This window comes from Streptomyces sp. AM25, assembly GCF_058146165.1.
Map to the genome: position 1 here is coordinate 76,661 of NZ_JBKIWN010000009.1, position 14,451 is coordinate 91,111.

Sequence of the window (14,451 nt, forward strand, 5' to 3'; positions counted from 1 at the left end):
CCGTTCATCGCAACTTGTCGGCTTCCCGCACGCGGTGGAGGTGGATGAGGACGTCGAAGGACCGGCCGATCGGGACGTCTGAGAGCGGACAGGGGTATTCGGTGCCGATGCTGCGCCTGGGGCGGGCGGCATCGAGCCACGCGCGGGCCGCGGCCGGGGCGCTGCGGATGTCGAGGAAGTAGTCGGTGCGACGGACCTGGTCGAGGGTGTACTCGCTGGTGCCGGGGTCGGCCGCACCCACGGTAACCTTCTCCCACGGACCCGCGAGGCTCTTCTTCTGTGCCAGGAAGGACCCTTGGCCGAAGGTGAAGCCGAGGGGGATATAGCCCGTGCCGAGCGCTTCGCGCAGGAACCCGCCCTGCGCCTTCGGGTGCGTCTCGGGGTCGTCGGGCACGTATGCCACATGTCCGTTGTGCGCGGACAGCAGCATCCTGTGGCCGGTGTGCCGATGCCACCAGGCGACGTTTTCGGCCATTACCCGGTCGCGGTAGACCATCGCGGAGGGTATCGCCGCGGCGTCGTCGAGGTCGCAGGCGAGGAACCTGGCGGTCTGGGCGAGGAACCGGGCGTGCTGCACCGTCCACGCGAACTCCTCGCCGTCCGAGCCTTGTCGGCTTTCCAGCAGCTCCAGGGCCAGTCGGGCGTTGTCCGCCAGTCGCCGTCGCTCCGGCAGCGGCCTGTGCAGGTGGGCGGCGGCGTCGTCGAGGGGGCGCAGGCCGGTGTAGAGCTCGGTGAAGCGCGGCAGCAGGCTCCGGTGGTGCTGCCGGACGTAGCCCGTCACGCGCTCGAAGAGGTCGTCGCCCACCCTGGGATATCCGATGTCGTCGCCCATGAAGCGGACCCGGTGGCCGGGACGGCTCCGGTTGTGGTCCCGCATCCACTCGATCAGGTGCAGGAACTCCTCGCGCTCCCACGGCGATCCGCCCAGGGCCTCCTTGACGACCTGGCGCGCGTCTCCCCGGCCGCTCCGGACGTACTCGTCGATCCGCAGTCCTGCGGGCCAGCTCATCTCCAGGGCGAAGGTGGTGAAGCCCTTCTCCTCGACGAGATACCGGAAGACCCGCTCCTTCATCGTGAAGAACTCGTGCGACCCGTGCGTGGCCTCGCCCAGGCCCACCACCTTCGCGTCGCCGATCATCGCCCCCAGAGGACGGAGGTCGGCCGTGTCCGCCCCCGGTTCCGCCGACCGCAGCGGGCGGGCCGCCTGCTCCAGCGCGCGGAGCGGGTCCTGGGCGGGGGCTTGTGCCGGTGCCCTCCGGGCTGCGTGGGCCGGTGCGGGCGCCAACAGCATCCCCATCGTGGCCGCTGCCGCTGTCAGCAGCGGCCGTCGCCGTATCTGCATCTGCCCGGTCATGCCGATCACTCCTCAACTCGAATGTCCCCAGCCGGGAATGATGATCGCGCCGATGAAGCGGCTGCGCGCTGAGGGCAGCCCCCGTCCTCTCCTGGGGGTAGCCCTGCCCGGGGACGTTCAGGCTGCTGAATGTCTGCAACTGGCCCCGGGCAGGCGCGGGTATCGGCCAGGTTCTCGGTGGGCTGGATTGATGGGCAACCTTCTGCACGATGCTCGACCCGCTTCCAGCGGTGCTGATAAATCCCTGCCTGCATGTGGTCGACCCCGGGTAACCGCCCAATCGGAAGAAGGGGAACAATCATGCTCAGACGCGCAAAGGCCGCTGCCGGCCTCACGGCCGCCGGCCTGGTCCTCGGCCTGACCGGCACTCTCGCCGGCGCCACCACAGCCACCGCCGCACCCGCCCAGCAGACGTCCACCCGGACCGTCACCATCCAGGCCGTCAACAACCTCGGCCTCAACACCGCAGAAGCCAAGAGCGTGCAGTGCTACGTGCGCGACGCCGGCTACAACCCCGGCACGATCGACGGCCAGCTCGGCTCCAACAGCTGGAAAGCCTGGCAGAGTTTCCTCAACGCAAACGGATTCAACGCCGGGACCGCCGACGGCATCGTCGGCCCCAACACCATCCGCGGCCTCCAGAGCCTCCTCGTCTACCTCGGCTACGACACCGGCGGCATCGACGGCATCGCCGGGGCCAAGACCAGGGCCGCCTGGGCGGCGTTCTCCAACCTCCGCGGAGGCTGGTGCTGACCACCCGTCGCGGCGTACGACGGCGGTCCGCACGCGTAGGCGTTCGCGATGGCCGGCAGAAATGGAGACTGGACAGGCAACGGCAGTGAATGCGGGCCTGTCCCCGTGCCCGCCGGTGTTCCCCGACGCCGGGGAACACCGGTGCCGACAGCGCCCACTGCCCGTCGGCCATCGTCGAACCGGGGAGTGGTGGCGCCGCGAGGGGCGGGTGAACCTCCCCGGCATGCAGCCCCGCGTCGGCTAGGGAACAGCGGGGGAGAAGTACCACTTCTGGTTCGCGTCGTTGTCCGAGCGGCAGGACCACTGGTGGATCTTGGCGCCGTCGGCCGTGGACCAGGCTTCCACGTCGAGGCACTTGCCGCTGTTCAGGCTGACCAGCTTGACGAGCCCGCCGCCCGCGTCGGCCAGCCGCCACTTCTGGTTGGCGTCGTTGTCCAATCTGCACGACCACTGGTGCACGGCCGCACCGTCCGCCGTGGACCATGCCTCGACGTCGAGGCACTTGTTGCTGTTGAGGTTGAGCAGCTTCACGTAGCCGCCGCCCGCGTCGATCACGCGCCAGTTCTGGTTGGCGTCGTTGTCGTACCGGCAGCTCCACTGGTGGACCGCCGCACCGTCGGCTTTGGACCACGCCTCCACATCCGCACACTTGTTGCTGTTGGCGTTCACCAGCTTGACGGCGCCTGACGCGATGGACGGGGTGGAGGGCGCGGCCTGCGCGCTCGGAGACAGGGCCAGCGTCGCGCCGGCGCCCAGTGCCACGACATACAAGGCGCGTCTCGGGAGCGGTCTTCTGCTGCCTGTGAACACGGCAAACCCCTTTTCTCTCACGGAACTTGGCGCCCTCAGGGTTTCCCTCAACACCCGCCCACGCCACGCCGGTTCCGGCCATAGTCGGGCTCGCACCGCTCCACGACGCGCCGGGCAACCGCGAAGGCCGCATTGGCCGCAGGCACCCCGCAATAGACGGCGGTCTGGAGGAGCACCTCGGAGATCTCCTCCGGTGTGAGGCCGTTGCGCAGGGCGGCCCGTACGTGCAGGGCGAGTTCCTCGTGGTGGCCGCCCGCGACGAGGGCGGTGAGGGTGATGCAGCTGCGGGTGCGGCGGTCCAGGCCGGGGCGGGTCCAGATCCCGCCCCACGCGTAGCGGGTGATGAAGTCCTGGAACGGGGCGGTGAAGGGGGTCGTGGCGGCAGCCGCCCGGTCGACGTGGTCGTCGCCGAGGACGGCGCGGCGCATCGCCTCGCCCGCTGACTCGGATTCCGAGGTGCCGGTGAGGTGGTGGTGCAGGGCGGCGAGGACGGCCTGCGGCTGTTCGACGGTGGCCAGGTGGGCGGCGCGGGGGAGTTCGACGAGGGTGGAGTCGGCGATGCCGTCGGTCAGTTCGCGGGCGCGGTCGAGGGGGACCGCCCGGTCCTCGCGGCCGGCGACGACGAGGGTCGGGGCGGTGATGCGGGGCAGGTCGGCACGCAGGTCGGCGGTGGCCAGGGCGTGGCAGCAGGCCGCGTAGCCGGCCGGGTCGACGGACCGGTGGTCCCGTACCAACGCCTCGGCGGCGGCGGTCTGCCGGAAGGCCGGGGTGAACCAGCGGCCGGGTGCCGAGGCGGCGAGCGCGGCGACGCCCTCGTCCCGCACCAGGCGGCCGCGTTCGCGCCATGCCGACGGCGTGCCGAACCGGGCGGCGGAGCAGATCAGGGCGAGGGAGGTGACGCGCTCGGGGTGCCGTGCCGCCAAGTGGGCGCCGACCGCGCCGCCGAGGGAGATCCCGGCGCAGGCGAAGCGTTCGGCGCCGAGGGAGTCGGCGAGGTCGAGGACCAGGCGGGCGAGGTCGTCCACGGTGGCGTCCGGTCCGAGGAGCGAGGCCGGTGAGCCGCCGTGTCCGGGCAGGTCCCAGCGCACGGTCCGGTGTCGGCGGGCGAGGCCGGGAAGCTGCGGATCCCACACGGCGAGCGAGGTGCCCAGCGACGGGCCGAGCAGCAGCACCGGGGCGTCGTGCGGGCCGTCGATGCGGTGGTGGAGAAGGCGACGGTTCACGGGTGTTCCCCGAGGGCTCGGTCGGTCAGGGCCTGGGCGGCGCCCAAGTAGCCTGCAGGGTCGGTGAGTTCCCGCAGATTCGGCGGGTCGGGCACCGAGAGGTCGGCCCGGAGGGCCTCTTCGAGGCTGCAGCCCTCGGTGGCTGTCAGGCGTGCGGCCCGCGACAGCGCGCTCCTCGCCGCGCTGCGGCCGATCAGCGGAGTGAGGGCGATGGCGAGACGTTCGGCGGTGATCAGGCCGCCGGTGCGGTCGAGGTTCTCGCGCATGCGGTGCGGGTGGACGCGCAGGTTCTCGGTGAGCTCGGCCGCGTGCCGGGCGGCGGCTGCGGTCAGGCGCAGTGCCTCGCGCAGGGGTTGCCACTCGGAGTGCCAGGCCCCGGCCGGTCGCTCGTCCTCCGCCGTGAGGGCGCCGAACAGCACGGCGGCCAGCGCCGGGAGCTGGCGGGCGGTGGCCGCGATGAGCACGGCGCGGACCGGGTTGGACTTGTGCGGCATGGCCGAGGACGCGCCGCCGTCGGCCTCCGTGAGCTCGCCGATCTCCGTGCGGGACAGGGTGAGCACATCGGTGGCGATCTTGCCGAGTGCGCCCGAGGTGAAGGCGAGCGAGGCGCCGAGGTCGGCGACGGGCGTACGCAGGGTGTGCCAGGGCAGGACGGGTTCGGCGAGCCCGGTCCGCCGGGCGTATGCGGCGATCAGTCGCAGGCCGAGACCGGGGTCGGGGGCCGCGCCCGTCGCCTCGGCGTGGGCATGGAAGGCGGCCAAGGTGCCTGCAGCGCCGCCGAGTTGGGCGGGGAGGGCGGCCCGGGTTGCGGTAAGGCGGTGGTGCGCCTCGCGGACGAGGCTGCGCCAGCCGGCCGCCTTGAGCCCGAAGGTGACCGGCACGGCGTGCTGGGTGAGGGTGCGCCCCGGCATCACGGTGTCCCGGTGCGCGGCGGCGAGCCGTGCCAGCGCCCCGGCGGTACGGTCCAGGTCGGCGAGGGCGAGGTCCAGGGCGCGGGCGGCGACGAGCATCAGCGCGGTGTCCAGGATGTCCTGGCTGGTGGCGCCCTGGTGCACGTGAGCCGCTGCGTCCGGGGTGCGGGCCGCGACGGCGGCGGTGAGGCTGGCGACCAGGGGGAGCACGGGGTTGCCACCGGAGCCGGCCCGCACCGCGATCGTCCGGACGTCCAGCTCGCGGGCGGCAACAGTGATCGCGTCAGCGGCCGCGGCAGGTGCAAGGCCCAAATCGGCCTGGGCCTGCACCAGCGCGGTCTCGGCCTGCAGCATCGCGGCGAGCACCGCCGCGTCGCCGGTGGCGGCGGCCACCGCGGTTCCGGCGGCGACCGGGGTAAGGAGGCCGACGTCGTCGGGCGGCCGGACGGCGGGTTCGTCAGTCGAAGGCAAGGAAGACCGTCTCCTTCTCGCCCTGCAGACGGATGTCGAAGCGGTGCACGCCGGCGCCCTCCGGCCGGGTCCGGAGCGTCGCCCGGCGTTCGGCGGGCAGGGCCGCCAACAGGGCCTCGGCATGGGTGATGTGATGACCCGTTATGTAGGCGCGGGTGAAGAGATGGTGGAGCAGGCCGCGGGCGAAGACGCACACCGAGAGGTACGGTACGCCGCCCGGCGGCAGGGTGTGCAGGGCGTAGTGGCCGTCGGCGTCGGTGGCGACGCGGCCGAATCCGGTGAACGTCACGCCGTCGCGGCAGGCGTGGCCGCCCGTGGCCGCGTCGCGGGGCAGGGAACCGGGCGCGCCGCGGCGGCTGCCGTCCGGAGCGGGCTGCCAGAACTCCAGCAGCGCGTCCGGGACCGGTGCTCCGGCACCGTCGTGGACCTGGCCGTGGACGGTGATGGCCTGCGGGTGCCCGGCGGGGGCGACTCGGTGGCCGTCGGGGGAGGGCAGGGCGCAGCCGTAGAACGGGCCGACGGTCTGGGAGGGGGTGGGGAGGGGGTTCACGGGCGGCTTCCCTCGGTGCGGGTGGCGGCGGGGCCGTCGAGGACGATGTCCCAGCGGTAGCCGAGTGCGTCTCCCGCCGCGGACAGGTCGTGGTCGTAGCCGGCGATCAGGCGGGAGCGGGCGGTGGCGTCGGTGACCGAGTGCAGGATGGGGTCGTAGGGCAGGAGCGGGTCGCCGGGGAAGTACATCTGGGTGACCAGGCGTTGGGTGAACGCGGTGCCGAAGAGCGAGAAGTGGATGTGCGAGGGCCGCCAGGCGCCGGTGTGGTTGTGCCAGGGGTAGGCGCCCGGCTTGACGGTGGTGAAGCAGTAGCGTCCTTGACGGTCCGTCAGGCACCGTCCCGCGCCGGTGAAGTTGGGGTCGAGCGGGGCGGGGTGCCGGTCGCGGCGGTGGGCGTAGCGGCCGCAGGCGTTGGCCTGCCAGATCTCGACGAGCTGTCCGGTGACGGGGCGTCCGGCCCGGTCGAGGACGCGGCCGGTGACGGTGATGCGCTCGCCGAGCGGTTCGCCGGTCTGCCCGCGGGTCAGGTCGGCGTCGGACTCGGTGACGTCGGCGGCGCCGAAGACCGGGCCGGACAGCTCGGCGGCCTCCGGGTCCCGCAGGGGGACCAGGGGCTGCCGGGGGTGGCGCAGGAGGCTGCTGCGGTAGGGCGGGTAGTCGCGCGGGGGATGGTGGCGGACGGTGCCGGAGGCCGCGCAGGCCTCGGCGTGCCGGCCGATCTCGTGGGAGATGTCCTGCTGGGTGGGGAGGCTGGAGGGCAAGGAGTCACCTTTCGGGGTGGGTCGTCACCGGCGCCGCGGTCCGGCGGGCGACCTCGGCGGCGTCGACCCCGGGCGCGGTCTCGACGAGGACCAGTCCTGCGCCGGTGACGTCGAGGACGCCGAGATCGGTGAAGATCCGGTGCACACACGCCCGGCCGGTGAGCGGCAGCGAGCACTCCTCGACGATCTTCGGGGAGCCGTCCTTGGCGGTGTGTTCCGTCAGCACGATCACCCGGTGCGCCCCGTGCACGAGGTCCATGGCGCCGCCCATGCCCTTGACCGTCCGGCCGGGGGCCGACCAGTTGGCCAGGTCGCCGCGGGCCGAGACCTGCATCGCGCCGAGGACCGCGGTGTCGATGTGGCCGCCTCTGATCATCCCGAAGGAGAGCGCGGAGTCGAAGAAGGCCGCGCCCGGGAGCGCCGTCACGGTCTCCTTGCCCGCGTTGACGAGGTCCGGGTCGACGTCGTCCTCGTCCGGGTACGGGCCGACGCCGAGCAGCCCGTTCTCCGAGTGCAGGACGACACCCGCGTCCGCCGGCAGAAAGTCCGCGACGAGCGTGGGCAGTCCGATGCCGAGGTTGACGTACGAACCGGCCTGCAGCTCCCGGGCGGCGCGGGCCGCCATCTGGTGTCTGGTCCAGCTCATGAGGCGCGCACCGTCCTGCGTTCGACGGGCTTGTGCGCGGCCTGCTGTGGTGTCAGGGCGACCACGCGTCGGACGAACACGCCCGGCAGGTGCACGTGGTCGGGGTCCAACTCGCCGGGTTCCACGAGCTCTTCGACCTCGGCGACGGTGATGCGTCCGGCCATGGCCGCGAGCGGGTTGAAGTTGCGGGCGGTCCGGGCGAAGACCAGGTTCCCGTGGCGGTCGCCCCGGGCCGCGCGGACGAGGGCGAAGTCGGTGGTGATGGCGTGTTCCAGGACGTGGGCGCGGCCGTCGAACTCGCGGACCTCCTTGCACCGGGAGACGGCCGCGACACGGCCGTCGGGGGTGTGGCGCAGGGGCAGCCCGCCGTCGGCGACCTGGGTGCCGATGCCCGCCGGGGTGTAGAACGCTGGGATGCCGCAGCCGCCGGCCCGCAGCTGTTCGGCGAGGGTGCCCTGCGGGGTGAGGGTCACCTCCAGCTCGCCGTGGAGGTAACGGCGCGCGAACTCCGCGTTGTTGCCGATGTACGAGCCCGTCACCCGGCGGATCCGGCCGGCCGCGAGCAGGACGCCCAGGCCGTGGCCGTCCGTGCCGCAGTTGTTGGAGACGACGCTCAGTGCGCCGGTGCCCTGCTCGTACAGGGCCCGGATCAGGGTGTCCGGCACGCCGACGAGGCCGAAGCCGCCGACGGCGATCGAGGCGCCGTCCCCGATGTCCGCCACCGCCTCCGTGGCGGTGGGCACCGTCTTGTCCATCACGCGGTGAAGCGGTAGACGGCCTGGGCGACGGCTGCCGGTTTGGGCTGTCCGTGGATCTCGACGGTCAGGTCGACCGTGAGCTCGGCGCCGCTCTGGACGCCTCGGGTGGCGGCGATGACGCCGCGGGCACGGATGCGGGATCCGACGGGGACGGTCGCGGGGAAGCGTACCTTGTTGAGGCCGTAGTTGACGGCCATGCCGACGCCCCGGACCTCCAGCAGCCGGTTCCACAGCGGGATGAGCAGGGCGAGGGTGAGGTGGCCGTGGGCGATGGTGCCGCCGAAGGGTCCCTTCCCGGCGCGTTCGGTGTCGACGTGGATCCACTGGTGGTCGTCGGTGGCGTCGGCGAAGGTGTCGATGCGTTCCTGGCCGATCTCCAGCCAGTCGCTGTGGCCGAGGTCGGTGCCGGTGAGGGCGAGCAGTTCGGTGATGCCGTTGACGGTTCGGGGCATGGCGAAGCCTCTCCGGAGCAGAGGGGGAGGGGTGGTCAGTGCTGCGCGTGGGCGTCGCGGAGCAGGCGCTTGAGCAGCTTGCCCGCGCCGTTGCGCGGGAGGGAGTCGGTGAAGACCACCGATTTGGGGATCTTGTAGCGGGCCAGGCGTCCGTCCAGGTGCGCGGTGAGCTCCTCCGCGGACGCGGTGCTGCCGGGGCGCAGGACGACGACGGCACGGCCGGCCTCGCCCCAGGTCGGGTCGGGGATGCCGAAGACCGCGCACTCGGCGACGGCCGGGTGCTCCAGCAGCGCTGCTTCGACCTCGGCGGGGCAGACGTTCTCGCCGCCCGAGATGAAGATGTCCTTGAGCCGGTCCACCAGGTGGACGTAGCCGTCGGCGTCGACGGTGGCGAGGTCGCCGGAGCGGAACCAGCAGCCGTCGCGGAAGGCGGCGGCGGTCTCCGCGGGGCGGCCCCAGTAGCCGGGGGTGACGTTGGGTCCGGCGACCAGGATCTCGCCGGGCTCGCCGGGGCGGACCGGTTCGCCGGCCGGGCCGAGCAGCCGGATGTCGGTGAAGAGGTGCGGGACGCCCGCCGAACCGGCGTGGCCGGCCGCGTCGTTCCGGTCGAGCAGCAGGACGCCGGGCGCGGTCTCGGTCATGCCGTAGCCCTGGACGAAGGCGAGGCCGCGGTCGAGGTAGCGGCGGATGGTCCGCTCCGGGACGGGCGCGCCGCCGCAGAGCAGGGTGCGCAGGCTGGCGAGGTCGGCCTTGTCCCAGCCGGGGTCGGCGGCCAGTGCGTCGTACATGGCGGGGACGCCGAACAGGCTGGTGATCCGGTGCCGTTGGACCAGTTCCAGGGTGCGCCCGGGGTCGAAGGCGGATTCGAGGACGGCGGTGCCGCCCTTGAGGAGGGTGGGCAGGCAGGTCATGTTGAGCGCGGCCGTGTGGAAGAGGGGCGCGCTGACGAGGGTGATCTCGTCGGTGGCGAGGTCGCTGTCGACGAGGACGTTGAGGCTGTTCCACAGGATGTTGCCGTGGGTGAGCACGGCGCCCTTGGGACGGCCGCCGGTCCCCGAGGTGTACATGATCATGCACAGGTCGTCGGGGCCCACCGGCTGGTCGAACGGCTCGTCCGGGGATCCGGCCAGCAGCGTCTCGTACGTCTCTCCCTCGGCCTCCAGCACCTCGGCGTAGTCGTCGAGTCCGGGTGCGGCCGGGTGCCGCAGGCTCAGCAGCAGCCGGCTGCCGGAGTCCTGGAGCTGGTGGCGCAGCTCCGGCAGCGCCAGGCGGGTGTTGAGCGGGACGAAGACCGCGCCCAGTGATCCGGTGGCGAACAGGGCCTCCAGGAAGGCGGGGTGGTTGGGGCCGAGGAAGGCCACCCGGTCGCCCTGCCGGATGCCGTGCGCGCGCAGCAGGTGCGCGAGGCGGGTGGCGCGGTCGTGGAGCTCGGCATAGGTGGTGGTGTGTTCCTCGTGGAGCAGGGCGGTGCGGTGCGGGGTCCTGCGGGCCCGCCGGGCGGGCCAGGAACCGATGCCGTGGTTCTGCAACGCATAACTCCCCTGGTCGGCTTCACTGGTGGCGGTCCAGGCCGAGCAGCCTGGCGGCGTTCTCCTTGAGGATCTTGGGGCGGACCTCGTCCTTGAGCGGGAGCGCGGCGAAGTCGGCGAGCCAGCGGTCGGGGCTGATGAGCGGGTAGTCGGAGCCGAAGAGCACCTTGTCCTGCAGCAGGCTGTCGGCGTAGCGGACCAGCTGCGGCGGAAAGTACTTCGGGGACCAGCCGGACAGGTCGATGTGCACCTGTGGTTTGTGGGTGGCGACCGCCAGCGCCTCGTCCTGCCAGGGGAAGGAGGGGTGGGCGAGGACAATGGGCATGCCGGGGAAGTCGGCGGCGACGTCGTCGACGTCCATCGGGTTCCCGTACTTCAGGCGGATGCCGCCGCCTCCGGGTGCTCCGGCGCCGATGCCGGTCTGGCCGGTGTGGAAGACGGCGACGGCGCCCGCCTCCTCGATCGCCTCGTACAGCGGGAAGGCCAGCCGGTCGTCGGGGTGGAACTCCTGCAGGATGGGATGGAACTTGAAGCCCTTGATGCCGAACTCCTCGACCAGGCGGCGCACTTGGCGTGCGCCCGCCCTGCCCTTGTGCGGGTCGATGCCGGCGAACGGGATGAGGACGTCGGGGTTCTGCCGGGCGGCCTCGGCGATCTCCTCGTTGGGGACGGGCGGGGTGCCGGTGGCGGCCTCGGCGTCCACGGTGAAGACGACGCAGGCCATGCTGCGCTCGCGGTAGTGGGCGGCGATCTCGGGGAGCGTGGGGCGGCGGTGTCCGGCCTTGAAGTACGCGCCGGCCGCGGCGTCGAGTGCCTCGGAGAGGGAGGCCCGGCCGCGGGAGGAGACCTCGGCGTGGGTGTGCACGTCGATGGCGACGAGTTCGTCGACGTTCACCGGGCGGCCTCCTGCGCGGTGCGCGGCGCGGGGATGCCGTAGGTCTCGGGGGTGCGCCCGACCGTGACCGGCCAGGCGGCGGCGATCGCCTCCGCGCTCCAGCCGCCGTCCGTGTAGGCGACGGCGGTCTCCTGCGGGTGGGACCACAGGGCGAGTTTGTCGCCGCCGATGCCGATGCACTGGCCGGTGATGCCGGCTGCGGCGTCGGAGGCGAGGAAGACGGCCAGCGGGGCGACGTCCTCGGGGGTGCCGAAGCCCTCGCCCTTGCGCAGGGCGTCGGGCAGCGGGGTGCCGTGCCGCTCCAGCGCCTCGACGTACGGGGCGAAGGCCGGGATGGTGCGGGTCATGGCGGTGGCGGCGACGGGTATCACGGCGTTGGCGGTGATGCCGTCGCGCGCCAGCTCCGTCGCCCAGGTGCGGACCATCGCCGCGATGCCGGCCTTGGCGGCGGCGTAGTTGGTCTGGCCGAAGTTGCCGCGCTGCCCGGCGGGCGAGCCCGCGACGACGACGCGGCCGCCTCCGCCCTGCTCGCGCATGCGCCGTACCGCCGCACGCACGCAGGTGAAGGTGCCGCGCAGATGGACGCGGACGACGGTGTCGAAGTCGTCGTCCGTCATCTTCCACAGCATCCGGTCGCGCAGGACGCCCGCGTTGGTGACCATCACGTCCAGCCGCCCGAAGGCGTCCACGGCGCGGGCGACCAGTGCCTCGGCCGCTTCGCTGCTGCCGACCTCGGCGGTCTCGGCGACGGCCCGGCCGCCGGCCTCCTCGATCTCCTTGACGGCGGCTGCCGCCGCGTCCGGGTCCACGTCGTCGACCACGACGGCCGCTCCGGCTGCGGCGAGGGCCTTGGCATAGGCGAGCCCCAACCCGCGTCCGCTGCCGGTGACTACGGCCACTTTCCCGTTCAGATGCTTGCGATGCATGGGAGTGCTCCTCGACTGAGAGGTGGAGGGAGGCATTCACGCTAGGCACTTCTCATGTAGGCCGTCAATGAGATGCCGAATATTTCAGCCTGCCCCGCACACCGGCCGCGGCGCCGCCTACGCTGTGCGCGTGACCAGCCTCGAACCCGCCCCGCGCCCCCAGTCGTTGATGCTGAACTTCTTCGGCATCCATGTGCTCGGCCGGGACACCGCCCTGTCCTCCGGCTCCGTGATCGAGGTGTTCGCCCGCGTCGGCGTCACCGAGGAAGCGGTCCGCTCGACCCTGACCCGCATGGTCGGCCGGGGGCTGCTGGAGCGGCACCGCAGGGGCCGCAAGGCGTACTTCGCCCTCACCCCGCGCGCGGTGACGGTCTTTCAGGACGGCCACGACCGCATCTGGCGCACCGGGGCCGTCAACCGCGACTGGGACGGGCAGTGGACCCTGGTCGGCTACTCCCTGCCGGAGGCCTGGCGGCGCGAACGGCACGACCTGCGCTCCCGTCTGACCTGGGGCGGCTTCGGGCTCCTGCAGAACGGGCTGTGGGTGGCGCCCGGCGTGGCGGACGTGGCCGCGCTGCTCGGGGACCTCGGGCTCGACGCCCAACTGCGGGTCTTCCGCGGCACGGTGCTGGCGCCGACGGAAGCCGGACAGGTGGTCGAGTCCGCCTTCGACACCGCCGCGATCGCCGCCCAGTACCGCACCTTCCTGGACCACTGGAGCCGGTCCGGCGCCCTGGGCGGGGATCCGCTGAGCGGGCAACTGCTGCTGCACACGGACTGGCTGGAACTGGTCCGGCGCGATCCCCGGCTGCCCGCCGAACACCTGCCGGCGGACTGGCCCGCGATCCGCGCCGAGCAGCTCTTCCACACCCTGGCCCGGCGCTGTGCGGCCACCGCCCGCGCGGAAGCGGAACGGGTCCTGGACACCATCCCGGCCCCTTCTCCCTCGGCAACCCCTTGACCGCTGCCGAAAATCCGCCCTAGATTCGACGCGCTCTCCGCCGCGCCGGCGCATCGCTGCGACACGTACCGCTCCTCCCAGCCCACCGCCCCAGGAGCACACCGTCATGCGCACACACCTCACACGCCGCATCGCCCTCGCCGGCGCCGCCCTCTCCCTCGCCGTCACTGCCGCCCCGCCGACAGCCGCCCGCACCGGGGCGGCTGCGGAGCACCGCACCGGCACCCTCGCCGACGGCGCGAGCTGGGTCGCCGACATCCCGCCGCACTGGAACGGCACCCTGCTGCTGTACAGCCACGGCTACGGACCCCTCCGGGCCCAGGACGCCCCCGACCCGGCCACGGGCGCCGCCCTGCTCGCCGGGGGCTACGCCCTCGCCGGCTCCTCCTACGACCCGCACGGATCACGGTGGGCCCTCGGCAGCGCCGAACGCGACCAGTTCGCCACCCTCGACGCCTTCACCGCCACCATCGGCCGCCCCCGGCGGACCATATCCGTCGGCCAGTCCATGGGCGGCCTCGTCAACGCCCGCATCGCCGACAACCCGCACGGTCGCATCGCGGGCGCGCTCGGCCTGTGCGGACTGGTCGCCGGCGGCATCGACCTGAACGCCTATCAACTCGCAGGCGAGACCGCCCTCGCCACGCTGCTCGCCCCGGCCGCCCGGATCCCCCTGACCGGCTACCCCGACGCAGCCGCCGCCACCGCCGCCGCGAACTCCCTGACCGCAGCAGCCCGGACCGCCCAGGAAACCCCCGAGGGCCGCGCCCGCATCGCCCTGGCAGCCGCCTACCTCAACCTGCCCGCCTGGGCCCCGGACCAGGAACCGCCCGACGCCGACGACCCGGCCGGACAGGAGGCACAGCAGTACCAGTGGCTCGCGGCCGGACAGCTCGGCTTCATCATGACCGCACGCTACGCCGTCGAACAGGCCGCAGGCGGCGACAGCGGCTCCACGGAAGGGCTGAACTGGGGTGCGCTGCCGGCCCGTTCACCCCACTACCACGAGGTCCGCGCCTTCTACCGGACCGCCGGCCTCGACCTGGACGCCGACCTGGCGGCCCTGTCCCGGGCCCCCGCCCACCGTGCGGACCCGGCCGCGACCCGCTGGATGCGGCAAACCTCCACGGCGGACGGGAGGTTGGACGTTCCCCTGCTCGACCTGCACACCACTGCCGACCCGCTCGCCCCCGCCGAACAGGAGACGGCCTTCGCCGCCCGCGTCCGCGCCACCGGCCACGGCCCGCTGCTGCGTCAGGCGTTCGTCGCCCGCCAGGGCCACTGCACCTTCACCCCGCACGAGGTCCTCGCCGGCCTGCACGCGCTCGTCCGCCGGATCGACAGCGGCCACTGGCCCGCAACCGGCGCCGCCGCCCTGACCGCCGACCAGCCCGCCGGCACCACCGCGTTCACCGACCGCCGCCCGGGCCGGCTGGTCACCCCCTGACCGC

Annotated in this window: 15 protein-coding genes; 3 read left to right on the plus strand and 12 right to left on the minus strand. The window is 73.0% G+C overall.

The genetic code is table 11. The annotated features are described in order from the left end of the window. Nucleotides 1–4: 4 nt before the first annotated feature. A complete protein-coding gene (locus ACLHRZ_RS13030; protein WP_490418538.1) occupies nt 5–1,354 on the minus strand; it encodes an erythromycin esterase family protein in 1,350 nt (449 codons plus the stop codon). A 300-nt stretch (nt 1,355–1,654) separates the two neighbouring features. Here ACLHRZ_RS13030 and ACLHRZ_RS13035 point away from each other — a divergent pair, with 300 nt between their 5' ends. Continuing rightward, complete coding sequence (locus tag ACLHRZ_RS13035; RefSeq protein ID WP_490418539.1) at nt 1,655–2,107, plus strand: peptidoglycan-binding domain-containing protein; 453 nt, start codon at nt 1,655–1,657, stop codon at nt 2,105–2,107. A 240-nt stretch (nt 2,108–2,347) separates the two neighbouring features. Here ACLHRZ_RS13035 and ACLHRZ_RS13040 read toward each other — a convergent pair whose 3' ends face one another. The 11 genes from ACLHRZ_RS13040 to ACLHRZ_RS13090 form a co-directional block, all read right to left on the minus strand. Then, entirely contained in the window at nt 2,348–2,869 is a 522-nt protein-coding gene (locus ACLHRZ_RS13040) for an RICIN domain-containing protein (RefSeq protein ID WP_490418540.1), read from the minus strand. A gap of 95 nt (nt 2,870–2,964) precedes the next feature. Then, entirely contained in the window at nt 2,965–4,140 is a 1,176-nt protein-coding gene (pcaDC, locus tag ACLHRZ_RS13045) for a bifunctional 3-oxoadipate enol-lactonase/4-carboxymuconolactone decarboxylase PcaDC (protein WP_490418541.1), read from the minus strand. After that, nucleotides 4,137–5,522, minus strand: a complete 1,386-nt coding sequence (gene pcaB / locus ACLHRZ_RS13050; protein ID WP_490418542.1) for a 3-carboxy-cis,cis-muconate cycloisomerase — start codon at nt 5,520–5,522, stop codon at nt 4,137–4,139. The genes pcaDC and pcaB overlap by 4 nt, the downstream gene beginning before the upstream one ends. Continuing rightward, nucleotides 5,509–6,072: a protocatechuate 3,4-dioxygenase subunit alpha gene (gene pcaG, locus ACLHRZ_RS13055; RefSeq protein WP_490418543.1), complete on the minus strand. Its 564-nt coding sequence runs from the start codon at nt 6,070–6,072 to the stop codon at nt 5,509–5,511. Before pcaG ends, pcaB begins: the two co-directional genes overlap by 14 nt. Further along, nucleotides 6,069–6,833, minus strand: a complete 765-nt coding sequence (pcaH, locus tag ACLHRZ_RS13060) for a protocatechuate 3,4-dioxygenase subunit beta (RefSeq protein WP_490418544.1) — start codon at nt 6,831–6,833, stop codon at nt 6,069–6,071. The genes pcaG and pcaH overlap by 4 nt, the downstream gene beginning before the upstream one ends. A 4-nt stretch (nt 6,834–6,837) precedes the next feature. Next, nucleotides 6,838–7,479, minus strand: a complete 642-nt coding sequence (locus tag ACLHRZ_RS13065; RefSeq protein ID WP_490418545.1) for a 3-oxoacid CoA-transferase subunit B — start codon at nt 7,477–7,479, stop codon at nt 6,838–6,840. After that, on the minus strand, nt 7,476–8,234 hold the full coding sequence (locus ACLHRZ_RS13070; protein ID WP_490418903.1) for a CoA transferase subunit A: 759 nt from the start codon (nt 8,232–8,234) through the stop codon (nt 7,476–7,478). The genes ACLHRZ_RS13065 and ACLHRZ_RS13070 overlap by 4 nt, the downstream gene beginning before the upstream one ends. Next, complete coding sequence (locus ACLHRZ_RS13075; RefSeq protein WP_490418546.1) at nt 8,234–8,689, minus strand: MaoC family dehydratase; 456 nt, start codon at nt 8,687–8,689, stop codon at nt 8,234–8,236. Before ACLHRZ_RS13075 ends, ACLHRZ_RS13070 begins: the two co-directional genes overlap by 1 nt. Nucleotides 8,690–8,724: 35 nt before the next feature. Further along, entirely contained in the window at nt 8,725–10,218 is a 1,494-nt protein-coding gene (locus tag ACLHRZ_RS13080) for an acyl-CoA synthetase (protein WP_490418547.1), read from the minus strand. Between the two features lie 22 nt (nt 10,219–10,240). Beyond that, entirely contained in the window at nt 10,241–11,113 is an 873-nt protein-coding gene (locus ACLHRZ_RS13085) for an amidohydrolase family protein (protein WP_490418548.1), read from the minus strand. After that, nucleotides 11,110–12,039 (minus strand): SDR family NAD(P)-dependent oxidoreductase, encoded by a 930-nt coding sequence (locus ACLHRZ_RS13090; RefSeq protein WP_490418549.1) that lies wholly within the window; start codon nt 12,037–12,039, stop codon nt 11,110–11,112. The genes ACLHRZ_RS13085 and ACLHRZ_RS13090 overlap by 4 nt, the downstream gene beginning before the upstream one ends. A 130-nt stretch (nt 12,040–12,169) precedes the next feature. Between ACLHRZ_RS13090 and ACLHRZ_RS13095 the strand changes: the two genes are divergently transcribed. Both ACLHRZ_RS13095 and ACLHRZ_RS13100 read left to right on the plus strand, forming a co-directional pair. After that, nucleotides 12,170–13,000: a PaaX family transcriptional regulator gene (locus ACLHRZ_RS13095; protein WP_490418550.1), complete on the plus strand. Its 831-nt coding sequence runs from the start codon at nt 12,170–12,172 to the stop codon at nt 12,998–13,000. Between the two features lie 106 nt (nt 13,001–13,106). Then, nucleotides 13,107–14,447 carry an alpha/beta hydrolase gene (locus ACLHRZ_RS13100; protein ID WP_490418551.1) on the plus strand — a complete coding sequence of 447 codons (1,341 nt, stop codon included), beginning with the start codon at nt 13,107–13,109 and terminating at the stop codon, nt 14,445–14,447. Nucleotides 14,448–14,451: the final 4 nt, after the last annotated feature.

Excerpts from the sequence above, each read along its gene's own strand:
- ACLHRZ_RS13030 (WP_490418538.1), bottom strand. The coding sequence starts at position 1,354 with ATGACCGGGCAGATGCAGATACGGCGACGGCCGCTGCTGACAGCGGCA.
- ACLHRZ_RS13035 (WP_490418539.1), top strand. The coding sequence starts at position 1,655 with ATGCTCAGACGCGCAAAGGCCGCTGCCGGCCTCACGGCCGCCGGCCTG.
- ACLHRZ_RS13065 (WP_490418545.1), bottom strand. The coding sequence starts at position 7,479 with ATGAGCTGGACCAGACACCAGATGGCGGCCCGCGCCGCCCGGGAGCTG.
- ACLHRZ_RS13070 (WP_490418903.1), bottom strand. The coding sequence starts at position 8,234 with ATGGACAAGACGGTGCCCACCGCCACGGAGGCGGTGGCGGACATCGGG.
- ACLHRZ_RS13075 (WP_490418546.1), bottom strand. The coding sequence starts at position 8,689 with ATGCCCCGAACCGTCAACGGCATCACCGAACTGCTCGCCCTCACCGGC.
- ACLHRZ_RS13090 (WP_490418549.1), bottom strand. The coding sequence starts at position 12,039 with ATGCATCGCAAGCATCTGAACGGGAAAGTGGCCGTAGTCACCGGCAGC.
- ACLHRZ_RS13100 (WP_490418551.1), top strand. The coding sequence starts at position 13,107 with ATGCGCACACACCTCACACGCCGCATCGCCCTCGCCGGCGCCGCCCTC.